Genomic DNA, 12,830 nt, shown 5'->3' on the forward strand with positions numbered 1-12,830 from the left:
TTCTGTCTCTTACTAGAGTCTACATTACTAGATGATAGTGTAAGAAAGGATACGATACCTTTATGTTTGGAAGACATAGGCTAGTCAGCCCCAAGCGAATTGCCATCATAACGGCAGCGGCAATAACATTTACAGCTAGTTTATATGGGGGATCCGAAGCGAATGCCGACGGCATTAAACACTTGGATCAGATTCGTGTTGCCCTAGTTATTAATGCGGTCAAATATAAAAAGATTGAACCACTAGTTTCGCTCACCTCCCCAGGTGGATTCGAAATTGGTGTGCGTGGTTCAGCGAACACGGAATCGAAGACATGGGCTTCCATTTCGGATGCTACGATTCGGATGTCACTAGATCAATACAGTATGATGATGCTAGAGACATCAGACTACACGACGGCTAGGACCTTGAACGGCAAACTCGCAGTAATGGCAGAAGAAAGTTTCGTGTTAAGTCGTATGAAGCTGGGCAAAATGGTCTACCAAGTGTATTACGGGAATCTGCCTACGAAGGGGGAAGCCGAAAGTGCGGCAGCCACAGCTTTAAAGGACGCCACAGTAGCGGCATTGACGAAATCAGCCCCTCCTGTGCCTAGCGGTCCCCTCCACTTGAGTGCGGGAATGTATGACTCAGAGGCAACAGCCCAGCAGCAGATCGCCGTGTACACGGGGGCTGGTATCCAAGCTGATCTGGTTTTACAGGAGAATGGGGCTGGCAATGTGGCCTATAGTGTCTGGTTAGGGAGCGAAGCAACGGATGCCAAGCTTGACCTCGTGAAGCAAGCTGCTTTAAAGGCTGTACCTAATACACCTCTTCAACCAGCGAATACGAAATCCCCCTACTTGATCCGCAGATCAGACGTAACAAGTTCGGCCAGTCCTACTGTTGCTGTAGCCCATTATGTGACAGCTGTCGGAGAGCAGAAAACGGTGATACATCCTAAGAAGCAGGGCATCGCGGTGAAAGAACGTATGGACCGCAAATTCCGTGGCGACATGGAAGTAAGCACCTATCATGATCGACTGGCGTTGGTCAATGAACTTCCTATGGATCAATATTTATATGGGGTTATCGGTGCAGAGCTTAACTCGCAATGGCCATCAGAAGCACTGAAAGCACAAGCTGTAGCAGCGCGTACTTATGCCATCGTTCAAGGGAACAAGTATGAGATTGCGCAAGTAACGGATACAACGCTTGAACAGGCCTACTATGGTTTGGACAAAGAATTTACAGCTGGTAACCAAGCAGTTGATGCGACAAAGGATGAAGTGATTACGAACATGCGAGGCTTGATAACACCAGTTTTTGCTTCTAATGCGGGTGGAATAACAGCAGATTCTACAGAAGCTTGGGGCAACTCGGTTGACTATTTGCGCAGTGTTGCAAGTCCAGATGAAGGTGCTGAACAGGGCAAAGCTATCTGGTATCAGATTCAACTAGCAGACGGCCGAATTGGTTTTGTACATAGTATGTATGTGAAGGATAGCGGGCAGAAGGACAAGGCGGGTAAAGCCATCTACGAAGCAACAGAATCAGATGTCAACGTGCGCTTAGCACCATATGTGGATAACTTAGCGAATCCTAGTATAGCTAAACTGGCAACCAAGGAGAAAGTCGTCATTCTTGGTCAAGAAAGAGAATCGAATGCCTACTCATGGATACGAGGTCCGTATACCTTAAGTGAAATTAAGAGTAAGCTCGAAGCCGCTAAGATAAATATCAACGGGGAGCTAACCTCACTTGAAATTTCCAAGAGAGGTCCATCGGGGCGTGCGATTGAGTTGAAAGCGAACGGCGTTATCGTCAAAGTGGACAATCCCGACGCTATTCGAGGCTTACTTGGCGGTTTACCGAGCACGCTGTTTGAAATAGAAGGAGCAGGCAGTTATACTGGTACTAGCTCATCTGCTACGAGCGTTGCCAACATTGCGATTTTGAGCGGCTCTGGGGTCGTTACGAGCTCTTCATCATCAGATAGCGTTTATGTGTTGGCTGGGAAACAAACGCAGCCTACGGCTGTGAAGAAAACGGAGCTAATGACGCTAAGCAGTACGGGCTTAAGCAAGCCCGCGGTGACGGGAACAGTTGGATCTAGCATCCCACCTAAGGGGTCAACCGCCCTACAAGGAAACCAGATTATTTTCCGCGGAAAAGGATTTGGTCATGGTGTTGGCATGTCGCAATGGGGTGCAAAGGGCTTTGCAGAGAAGGGCTATGATTACAAAAAAATACTTCAGACGTACTTTACTGGGGTCAACATAACGAAGGAATGAATAACTAACATGGAAGTACAAGCATTTGATTTTGAATTACCTGAATCTTTGATAGCCCAGACGCCGCTGCTAGAACGCACGGCGTCTAGATTGCTTACCTTAAACAAAGAGACAGGCGAAACTGCTCATCGTACATTTGAAGATCTGATCGCTTATGTAGAAGCCGGGGACTTACTCGTAATGAACGATACACGAGTCATTCCAGCACGGCTTTTTGGTATGAAGAAAGACACGGGCGCCAAAGTGGAGATATTGCTATTAAAGCCACTAGGCGAGGATCGATGGGAAGCGCTAGTCAAGCCAGGGAAACGCATGCAGCTCGGCGCTGTTGCGGTATTCGGTTCATCTAATGAGGGTGGCGAGCCTCTACTAACTGCGGAAGTCGTTGAAGTAGGCGACATGGGAGCTCGCATTCTGCAATTCCGGTACAAGGGAATTTTCAATGAGATCCTGGATCAATTAGGCGAGATGCCGCTTCCGCCTTATATCAAGGAGCAGCTATCCGAACGGGAACGATATCAAACAGTCTATGCGAAGCATGAAGGCTCATCTGCGGCCCCAACGGCAGGATTGCACTTTACGGCAGAATATTTGGAAAGATTGAAGGATAGGGGTGTCCGACTAGCCTTCGTTACGTTGCATGTAGGTCTAGGTACGTTCCGACCTGTATCCGTAGATAAGATCGAAGATCACCAAATGCATGCTGAGTTTTACATTTTGTCCGAAGAAACGGCTGCCTTAATTAATGAGACGAAATCAGCGGGCAAACGTGTTATTGCTGTCGGTACGACTTCTGCACGTACGTTGGAGACAGCAGCAGGATTGAGCCGTGAGCAATCTGGGTACCAAGAAGGTCAGCCTCTACGCATTCAGCCTTCCCAAGGTTGGACGTCGATTTTCATTTACCCTGGCTACTCGTTTGGTGTTGTAGACGTGTTATTAACGAATTTTCACCTGCCCAAGTCCACATTGCTTATGCTTATAAGTGCACTTGCTGGTAAGGCCAATATTATGCGAGCCTACGAAGAAGCTGTGAAAGAAGAGTACCGATTCTTCAGCTTCGGCGATGCCATGTTGATTTATTAAATCATGCAATTAACCGAGAAGAGCAAGCCTAGAATAGGAAGTGGATATCATGACAGCAGCAGTAACGTATGAACCGATCAAAACTTGTAAACAATCCGGCGCTCGCTTAGGCCGCGTTCACACGCCGCATGGCGTTATCGAAACCCCGGCATTTATGCCTGTAGGTACGCAGGCCACGGTAAAAACAATGAGTCCAGAAGAATTGAAAACGATGGACGCGCAAATTATTTTAAGCAACACGTACCACTTATTCATTCGCCCTGGACATGAGATTGTAAAAGAAGCTGGCGGACTGCACAAGTTCATGAATTGGGATCGTCCCATTCTGACGGACAGTGGTGGCTTTCAAGTGTTTAGCCTAAGCAATATGCGTAAAATTACGGAAGAGGGCGTCACATTCAAATCTCATTTGAATGGTGATAAGTTATTCCTATCACCAGAGAAGGCGATGGAAATCCAGAACGCACTTGGTTCAGATATCATGATGGCTTTCGATGAATGTCCGCCGTTTCCAGCGGAGTACGATTACGTGAAGAAATCCTTGGAACGGACGACGCGGTGGGCGGAGCGCTGCCTGCAAAGTCATGCTAGACCACAGGATCAAGGGTTGTTTGCGATTATCCAAGGCGGCATGCATGAAGATCTGCGCAAGCTCAGTGCGGAGCAGTTGACTTCCATGGATTTCCCGGGGTATGCTATTGGTGGACTGAGTGTAGGTGAGCCTAAGCACTTGATGTATGAAGTGTTAGATTATACGACACCACTTATGCCTGCGAATAAACCTCGTTATTTGATGGGGGTTGGCTCGCCGGACGCTTTGATTGAAGGCGCTATCCGAGGCATTGATATGTTTGATTGTGTATTGCCGACGCGGATTGCTAGAAACGGGACTTGTATGACAAGCTCAGGTCGTCTAGTTATTCGTAATGCCAAATATGCAACGGACTTCGGGCCGCTTGATGCCAAATGTTCTTGTTATACATGTACGAATTACAGTCGCGCCTATATTCGACATCTCATCAAAGCGGATGAAACTTTCGGTATTCGTTTGACGACGATTCATAACCTTCACTTTCTACTACAGCTTATGCGTGAAGTTAGAGAAGCCATTAAGGAAGATCGCTTACTTGATTTCCGAGATACCTTCTTTGCCGCTTACGGGCTGAATGATAATGAAAGAGGATTTTAAGAGAGGAGGATACCTATGTTTCTATTGGCAGAAGATGCTGCAAGCACAGGTGCAGTAGGATATTTGTATACATACGGGCCGTTGGTGCTCATGTTCGTAGTTTTGTACTTCTTACTTATTCGTCCACAGCAAAAAAGACAGAAAACACGTAGTCAAATGCTCGGAGGATTGAAAAAAGGGGATAAGGTTGTTACGATTGGCGGGCTTCACGGCACGATTGTAGAAATCACAGATGACATTTGCGTACTTCGCGTAAACGATGCTACGAAAATGACTTTTGATCGCTCGGCGGTTAATGCAGTTGCACAAACGCAAGCAACGAAAGAGTAAGCATACAAAAAGCGAGGTCCTATAATAGGCTCTCGCTTTTTATTTGCTTATTTACTTGATATTAATATTCGTTATTCTTTACTGGCCGCTTAAGGAGTGCACGCTCACCAAGGATTAGTCGACCTTCAGCAATTCGTAGACCCATTCGAGCAGCGACGACACCGAGCACAACACCAGCACACATATCGGACAACCAGTGAATACCTAGATAGAAGATTGTGAAAATAATAAAGGCTGCTGAGCAGGGAACGAAAATTTTCCAAAACATGTTCCGGCTTTTTACAGCGATAACCGCCATTGAAACTGAGATGGATGTGTGCAAACTTGGGAAGCAATTGTCGAGTCCTGATAAAGGTCTGTAATCTTGCTCGAAGGTTGGGAACACATCTAAAATGAGTAGATCAACTTTTGGGTGGAAAAACCATACTTCATTAACTGGAAAAAAGAGGTAAAACGGGATGGCTATCATATAATTGAACATCAACGCATAACAGACGGCATAGAAAAGTTTATGATTCTTCTGGTAGGTGTAAATAGCAATTGAAGTAATCATAATTGATGGGAAGATAATAACATAGAAATAACTACATACGACCGTAAGGATATCATTATGAAAAAAGTTCTGGATCGTTGCGACAAAGTCACCTTCGATGCCGTAGATCGATTTCGTGAAATCAGCTTTGTACTGCATGCCCTTCTCGATGGCCATTTCCATCTTGTTAAACATGAGAATCATGAGCAAAGCGATAAAGTGAAACAGGAACTTACGTGATGTAAATATTTCATGAACTAAGGAGCTAGCAATGGTGTATGGGCTCTTTCGCGTTGCAATAATTACAAAAGCGAAAATTGTTAGTACAATATAAACTGTCGCATGCGTCATAGATTGAAAAGGGCTCAAGTTGTATCCCCCTATATATTGGAAGTTTTGTGCGGCAATAACTATGACATTATACCACATTCAACGGGGGGGAAGTGCAATCTTCACGGAAAAGACTTATTTCTGAGTATTTACACCAAGTATGCCGCCGAGCGCCCCAGATGCGAATAAAATGCCAAGCAACTGGAGGGACTGAAGATTCAACCCTGCATCGAATGCCAGAAAACCGACTAAGAAAATGAGAATGAAATAGAAGATGCCGACCATACCCCCGTGATACCAGCCGCGGTTACCGGCCCGTTTGCCTGAGACCCATCCTCCAATAAATAAGGAGACTGCATGGATAATGGTTGTTAATGTGTGTAAGGAGCTTTCTTGTGTGCTGGTTAAAAGCAAAAACAAAGAGGTCACAATCGTTCCAATGGTCATCATACTAAATGAATAGAGTAGTCCTGAAAATAATGGTGATGAGATTCGAATGGGACTGACCGTTTTCATAGGGTTCACAGACATCATTCCTTTCCTATATTCGAACGCTTCATTAACATCATTGTATGGCCAAGCACATAGAATTAGTACAAACTATAGATCAAAGGAGTGTGAATATTTATGACTGAATTCTCTCAAGGTCCAGTATTGTGGCAAGCCATAGCTGCCCTGCTTATTTTTGCAGCTGCTTACGTTTGCATATTGATAGAAAAATGGGATCGTATGTATACCGCGCTTGCTGGGGCTAGTTTAATGTTGATATTAGGCATTGTGCCGTTCTCCAAAGCATTTACAACTTTCGCAAGTTGGCCAATTTTAATCTATCTCGTGAGTCTTTTCATTATTTCTAGCATTTTTCAGAAAACAGGTATTATCACCTATGTAGTTAGTGCCATTGTTCGAAAATATCGCATGCGAGCATTGACACTCATTATCAGTCTTTCTCTGATCGCAGCGCTAATTTCCGCACTACTGGACAGTTTAATGGCTGTCGTTGTTATCATTCCATTCATCATTATTGCATCCAAAAAAATGAGGTTGCTGCCAGCCCCATTTCTAATCTCAGTATTGTTATCAGTACATATTGGTGGAGCAGCAACGATTATGGGGAATATACCTAGCCGTATGCTTGGTGCTTCAGGACACATATCAGCGGGGGAAATGTTTATCAAGTTGTTTCCACTGATTTGCTTACTGTTAGCTGCCGTTTACTTCACGATGTGGTTGATTTATCGAAAGCGCTTGGTGGCAGCAGAAGCACATATGCGCGAGCTGCTAAGCTTAAAGCCAAGCTCCTATTTATCTCCCCATAGAGAGTTCGTATTAGGAAGCAGTATTATTACGGGGCTAACCATACTTATATTATGTCTTCATGGTGTATTAGGATGGAGTCCGGCTTACATCGCAGCTTCGGGGGCTTTTGCTTTACTTATCATGAATTACAGAGATATGAAAGAGCTAATAAAAACGAAGGATTATGGTGCCGTCTGGCATCACATAAGAGAAACACAATGGCTCTTTTTCTTGGGACTGTTTATTATGGTTGGGGGCTTAACGTATGCAGGATTTTCAGGGTTCATTGCAAATCGAGGTCTTGAACTAAGCCAAGGGAGCATCTCGTTCCTTTCTATTTTATTGCTATGGTTGAATAGCTTTGGCACAGCCATGATGGATAATATCCCGTTCATTGCTGCGATGATGCCAATTGTGGATGGGATGGACCCGCTGGTAGACATACCTGTACAGCCGATGTGGTGGGCGTTGATTGTTGGAAGCGCGATCGGGAGCGGTGTGACACTCGTAAGTTCGATAGCTAGCTTATACGCGGCATCTTTTGCCTATCACGATGGTGTGAAGTTGAAACAAAGTGAGTATGTGATCGTGGCTGCCCCGATCTGTTTCGTACTGCTGTTGATTTCTACATTATATTTCAAATTATTCTTGTTGTAATTGCCAACAATTGAATACGTAATATCTGCATGATGAGGTACGTACACGGTCAGAATACCAGTGAACTCCGAGAACAAGCTAGAGCTTGAGAATCAGGGAGGAAAGCGATGGATATTCTGACCATTTTTTTGCGTACGGTGCTTATCTATTTTGTGGTATTTCTCATGCTGCGTATCATGGGGAAAAGGGAAATCGGCAAGCTGTCACTATTCGATCTAGTCATTTCGATCATGATTGCGGAAATTGCCGTATTCGTGCTTGAGGACGTGAAGAAGCCGCTAATGTCTGGCATTTTACCCATGGGAACTCTGGTGCTTATTCAAGTTGTGATTGCCTACATTACGTTAAAGAGTCGCACTATTCGTGTGCTTTTTGACGGGAAACCGAGTTTGCTTATCAACAAGGGAATGATTAATCGAGATGAAATGAAGAAGCATCGTTATAATTTGGATGATCTGATGCTGCAATTACGACAAAATAAAGTTATGAACGTGGCTGATGTGGAATTTGCGATACTGGAACCTTCGGGGAAGTTAAGTGTAGTTGAGAAAGACAAAAATGACAAAGAGACAGAGACGGAAGTAACGAAATCAAAGAATGCGATACGTTACGAAGGTTTGCCGCTGCCTCTCATTATGGATGGCAAAGTACAAGACGATAATCTAGAGAAAATCGGCCAAACGAGGTTTTGGTTGAAAAATCAGCTCCAAGAAAAAGGGGCAAAGGATTTTAAAGAAATTTTCTACTGTTCGATTGATCATCGCGGCAGAATGTTTCTTGATCGCAAGAGATGAGTCGGTGCTGTCAGTCAACGAATTATTTTTTTGCCCATCGTCACCAGACGACTGATATCTTTGAGGCTGATAAGTCGGAATACCGTGATGAAAACGATGTAAGAGAAGAGGCCTAGCAACAAGGAGGAGAGGAAACGTATCCAAGTTGCAGATACCCAAGGTGTGTACATGATGATATAACAGACAGCACCGGAGAGCAGCATGGACGCGCCTATTTTCCCGAAACTGCTTCCTTCCATCCGGAATTTGAGCAGCCGAACGACACTATTCCAGTGCAAAAGTGTAACTAAAACGATATTCACGTTGATAGCGAATACAGCGCCTTGTATGCCCATTTCAGGCTTGCTTGCCAACCAATAGATTAAGAATAACTTAACTGTTGAGCCAATTAGCGTGTTGATTAGCGCAGCTCCGGGCTTGTTCAAAGCTTGCAGGGCAGATTGCAGCGGTGCTTGAAAATAAATAAATATCGCAATCGGTGCCATCATCTTAAGCATGACGCTGACTTCAGGCTGATTGTAGAGGTATTTGCAAATCGGTTCAGCGAGTACAAACATCAAGACTGAGAAGGGGGCACCTGTCACTAAGGCGAGCTTTAGCGATTGGTGCAGTCGCATATGGATCGTCTTAAGATCTTTGCGGGCGGCAGCTTCACTTAATGATGGAATGAGAGAAACAGATAAGGACATGGTAAGCGCGCTCGGTAGGAGGATGATGGGAATAATCATACCTTGTAATGCGCCGTACTGGGCAGTTGCAAGTGATGTCGTGATGCCGGCGATTGCTAAACTCTGGGCAATTAAGATCGACTCCAGTAAGTAGGAGCCAGCTCCAATGAGTTTGCTTCCTGTGATTGGGATGGAGATGCGTAAGATTCTTCGCAGATTGGAGACTCGTCCTGTAGTTTTATGCGTACCAATGTGAGCAAGTGGAGTCTTGGATGAAGCTTTCTTATCCCATCGAAAATGAATAGCCAGTACGGCTAGTCCACCAATTTCACCTGCTAAGACGCCAATCATTGCACCTGCTGCTGCATATTCGATGCCATAGGGGATCATCATATACGAACATACGAGAACCATGACAATACGAATCAACGTTTCCATAATTTGCGATGTTGCGGTTGGGATCATATTTTGTCTGCCTTGAAAGTAACCGCGGTATACGGCGGAGACGCCAATAATGGGGATCATGGGACTCATACATAGGAATGTGTAGTAAACGCGGGAGTCTGTCAGTAAATGTGACGTAATCCATGAAGCCCCAACGAGACAGATCGCGGTAAATATGAAGCTAAGAGATAGGGTGATTGCAAGGGAGATGCGCAGAATGCTGCGAATCCGTGTTTCATTTTTCTCTGCCTCTGCTTCAGCGATGAGCTTGGAGATGGCAACGGGAATACCTCCAGTAATGATGGTTAAAATAACGGATAGGAATGGCCATCCCATCTGATAAATGCCGATGCCTTCAGCTCCGATCACACGCGGTAAAGTCATTCGGGGTATGAAGCCAAGTATGCGATTCAAAATGCCCGCGGCGAGCAGGATCATTGTACCTCTTATAAACGACTGCTTGGTCACTGCCATACCCTCTTCCGATAATGTCATACCTATGACTATGCGCGAGGTGGCCAAGCTCATGCTAAGATTTTGTGGATACGTATGCATTTGGCAGGAAATTCCGTAGTGGATATCGAACTGTATAATATACAGGTAAAATCGAATACCCTAGCTTATGTTTACGCAGATAGTTTTGCTTCTGCAAAACTTTTAGGAGGATCCCCCATGAGTGAACTACAGGATAATGGAAGTGAAGAAGAGAAGCCAGGTATGTCGGATGAAGAACTGAATGAAATTATCGAAAGCTTGTGTTTAAGCAAAGTTGAAGAGTTTATTCTGCTTGGGTATGAGCATGTGACTGGTAAGGATATATGGGATTGTGTAAGCGATAAATATCGCAAAACAGGCTTGCCTTCTATCCATCAAATCGTAAATGACATTTTATCCCTCAAATCTACAGCATTTATGAACTGGATGACGATTAGTATGTATAGAGGAGCCCAATTCTAAGAATGGGCTTATTTTTTTTATGCGGAACGACTTAAATTGACTCGTTTTTCAGACCTGAGTATAATAGGCATATTGAGTATTGAAGGGAGACTAGCAACAGATGCTGGATTGGAAAAGAATTTCGTTCTTTTTTCTAACGGTCGTCATTGTTCTGGGTGCAGTTGGAGTTACGAGCCCTGGATTAGTAGACCGTATTAAGCTTGGATTGGATTTAAAAGGCGGGTTTGAAATTTTGTACACCGCTGAGCCATTAACGGCTGGACAACCCCTCACGAAGGAAACGCTTACGGAAGCCGCACAAAGTCTTGCGAAACGTGCCGATTCCCTTGGTGTCGCTGAACCAGAGGTGTATCCAGAAGGATCAGATCGTATCCGTGTACGTCTTGCTGGTGTTGAGAACGAAGAAGAAGTTCGTACGTTGATGTCCAAGCCTTCTGTATTGACGTTCAGAGGCCCAGATGGCACTGTGTACATGAACGGAACTGACTTCGTTGAGAACGCTGCGAAATTAAGCTACGATCCGAATACGAAGCAACCGATTGTTGAAATTAAAATGAAGAGCAGAGAGAAGTTCAAGGAAGTTACAACTAAACTTACTGGAAGCACACTCTCCATTTATTTGGATGATGATTTGCAATCGTCTGCATCGGTCAATTTCCCTATCGATAGCGACTCCGCAATTATTACACAAACGAATGTTGCTGAGGCGACAAAAGTAGCGAAAATGATTAACTTAGGCGCAATGCCGCTTAAATTAACAGAAAAATACATACAACGTGTTGATGCTACATTAGGTAAAGCTTCCTTGCACGAGACAGCAAGAGCAGGGTTAATCGCTTCGGTCCTAATCTTCTTGTTCATGGTGCTGTACTACCGTGTTCCAGGTCTAGTAGCGGCTTTCACTTTGATTACTTATGTTTGGGTACTACTTGCGATCTTCGACTTTATGAATGCCACGTTGACGTTGCCTGGTATTGCTGCCTTAGTGTTAGGCGCAGGGATGGCTGTCGATGCGAACATTATCACATACGAGCGTATTCGCGAAGAAATTCGTGCAGGCAAGAGCATTCTTTCATCCTTGAAAGCAGGGACGAAGCATTCCTTCCGAACGATTATGGATGCGAACGTAACCAATTTAATCGCAGGTATCGTGCTTTATTATGTAGGGAACGGTGCTATTCGCGGTTTCGCAGTTATTACGATGATGAGTATTATTATCAGTATCTTAACGAACGTTTTGTTCTCCAGATGGCTGTTACATCTTATTATCCGGGGTAATTTGCTGAAAAAGCCAAGTTATTTCGGTGTAAAGGAGGCAGACATCCGTGGACTCTAAGAAAAAGTACGATTTTGTCAAAAATCGCAATATCTATTTCATTATATCGGCTGTTATTCTAATCGCAGGGTTAATCGTTATCCTAACCTCGAGTATGAATTTCGGAGTCGATTTCAAAGCAGGAACGAATATTGACCTTGTTGTCGGCAAGCAGCTGGATGGCGCGAAGGTTGAAGAAATTTTACATGGTTTGAACACAAGCGGCGATGTGAAATCGAAATATGCGGATCCTACAATCGGTGGTAATAATAGTGATCGAGTGTCAATTCGTTTCGATGACGTATTAGACGATGCGACGGTGAACAAAATCCAGACCGCATTTGCAACTGCTTATAGTGCAGAGGTATCGAAGGAAATTAATACAGTTGATCCACAGCTTGCTAAAGAGTTATTGATGAAAGCCGTGTATGCTGTTGCCATTTCAAGCGTATTGATCTGTCTGTATGTGAGCATCCGTTTTGAATGGCGTTTTGCCTTGGCTGCGATTATCGCAATCCTGCATGATGCGTTCATCGTTATCGCGATGTTTGCGATTTTCCGCTTCGAAGTGAACCTACCCTTCCTTGCGGCTGTATTGACCACGATTGGTTATTCCATTAATGATAAGATCGTTATCTTTGACCGGATACGTGAGAATCTACGGTTTGCTAAACTGAAGACAGATGCAGATTTAATTGCCCTCGTTAACGATAGTATCTGGCAAACGATGGCACGTAACATTAATACAGTTCTCGTTGTGTTAATCGCTGCAGGTTGTTTGTACTTGTTCGGAAGCGAGTCGATTAAGTTGTTCGCTTTGGCCAAGTTAATCGGTTTGACGAGTGGTGCCTACTCTTCCGTCTTCATTGCATGTTCCTTATGGTATTTGTTCAAAAGAAATTCGTTAATGCGTTCTAAAAAGAAAGCTGCAGCGTAATAACCATAATAACCGGCCG

General features: G+C 44.4%; 12 protein-coding genes. 9 read left to right on the top strand and 3 right to left on the bottom strand.

All coding sequences use genetic code 11. From position 1 onward, the window contains the following. The first annotated feature begins 62 nt into the window (after window positions 1–62). The 4 genes from A8708_RS17015 to yajC are packed head-to-tail and all read left to right on the top strand — an operon-like array spanning window position 63 to window position 4,878. Window positions 63–2,273 (top strand): SpoIID/LytB domain-containing protein, encoded by a 2,211-nt coding sequence (locus A8708_RS17015; protein WP_068665510.1) that lies wholly within the window; start codon window positions 63–65, stop codon window positions 2,271–2,273. A 9-nt stretch (window positions 2,274–2,282) separates the two neighbouring features. Next, window positions 2,283–3,359, top strand: a complete 1,077-nt coding sequence (gene queA / locus A8708_RS17020) for a tRNA preQ1(34) S-adenosylmethionine ribosyltransferase-isomerase QueA (RefSeq protein WP_068665512.1) — start codon at window positions 2,283–2,285, stop codon at window positions 3,357–3,359. 49 nt (window positions 3,360–3,408) lie between these two features. After that, window positions 3,409–4,548 (top strand): tRNA guanosine(34) transglycosylase Tgt, encoded by a 1,140-nt coding sequence (gene tgt / locus A8708_RS17025; protein WP_068665514.1) that lies wholly within the window; start codon window positions 3,409–3,411, stop codon window positions 4,546–4,548. A 15-nt stretch (window positions 4,549–4,563) separates the two neighbouring features. Further along, window positions 4,564–4,878 (top strand): preprotein translocase subunit YajC, encoded by a 315-nt coding sequence (yajC, locus tag A8708_RS17030; RefSeq protein WP_068665516.1) that lies wholly within the window; start codon window positions 4,564–4,566, stop codon window positions 4,876–4,878. Window positions 4,879–4,939: 61 nt separating this feature from the next. On the opposite strand, the gene A8708_RS17035 is transcribed toward yajC, so the two are convergent. Together A8708_RS17035 and A8708_RS17040 are read right to left on the bottom strand one after the other, a co-directional pair. Next, entirely contained in the window at window positions 4,940–5,779 is an 840-nt protein-coding gene (locus A8708_RS17035; RefSeq protein ID WP_068665518.1) for a phosphatase PAP2 family protein, read from the bottom strand. Window positions 5,780–5,875: 96 nt separating this feature from the next. Further along, complete coding sequence (locus tag A8708_RS17040) at window positions 5,876–6,256, bottom strand: TIGR04086 family membrane protein (RefSeq protein ID WP_239696732.1); 381 nt, start codon at window positions 6,254–6,256, stop codon at window positions 5,876–5,878. A 111-nt stretch (window positions 6,257–6,367) separates the two neighbouring features. Here A8708_RS17040 and A8708_RS17045 point away from each other — a divergent pair, with 111 nt between their 5' ends. Both A8708_RS17045 and A8708_RS17050 read left to right on the top strand, forming a co-directional pair. Beyond that, window positions 6,368–7,696, top strand: a complete 1,329-nt coding sequence (locus A8708_RS17045) for an ArsB/NhaD family transporter (protein ID WP_068665521.1) — start codon at window positions 6,368–6,370, stop codon at window positions 7,694–7,696. A gap of 107 nt (window positions 7,697–7,803) precedes the next feature. Beyond that, window positions 7,804–8,490 (top strand): DUF421 domain-containing protein, encoded by a 687-nt coding sequence (locus A8708_RS17050; protein ID WP_068665523.1) that lies wholly within the window; start codon window positions 7,804–7,806, stop codon window positions 8,488–8,490. A gap of 14 nt (window positions 8,491–8,504) precedes the next feature. Here the strand turns inward: A8708_RS17050 and spoVB are convergent, their stop codons facing one another. Further along, window positions 8,505–10,070 carry a stage V sporulation protein B gene (gene spoVB / locus A8708_RS17055; RefSeq protein WP_068665525.1) on the bottom strand — a complete coding sequence of 522 codons (1,566 nt, stop codon included), beginning with the start codon at window positions 10,068–10,070 and terminating at the stop codon, window positions 8,505–8,507. A 204-nt stretch (window positions 10,071–10,274) separates the two neighbouring features. Here spoVB and A8708_RS17060 point away from each other — a divergent pair, with 204 nt between their 5' ends. The 3 genes from A8708_RS17060 (at window position 10,275) to secF (ending at window position 12,811) form a co-directional block, all read left to right on the top strand. Beyond that, complete coding sequence (locus A8708_RS17060; RefSeq protein ID WP_239696733.1) at window positions 10,275–10,559, top strand: post-transcriptional regulator; 285 nt, start codon at window positions 10,275–10,277, stop codon at window positions 10,557–10,559. Between the two features lie 103 nt (window positions 10,560–10,662). Continuing rightward, complete coding sequence (secD, locus tag A8708_RS17065) at window positions 10,663–11,895, top strand: protein translocase subunit SecD (protein WP_082927592.1); 1,233 nt, start codon at window positions 10,663–10,665, stop codon at window positions 11,893–11,895. Then, a complete protein-coding gene (secF, locus tag A8708_RS17070; protein WP_068665530.1) occupies window positions 11,885–12,811 on the top strand; it encodes a protein translocase subunit SecF in 927 nt (308 codons plus the stop codon). Before secD ends, secF begins: the two co-directional genes overlap by 11 nt. Window positions 12,812–12,830 lie beyond the last annotated feature (19 nt).

This window comes from Paenibacillus oryzisoli (assembly GCF_001653565.1).
Lineage (GTDB): Bacteria > Bacillota > Bacilli > Paenibacillales > NBRC-103111 > Paenibacillus_E > Paenibacillus_E oryzisoli.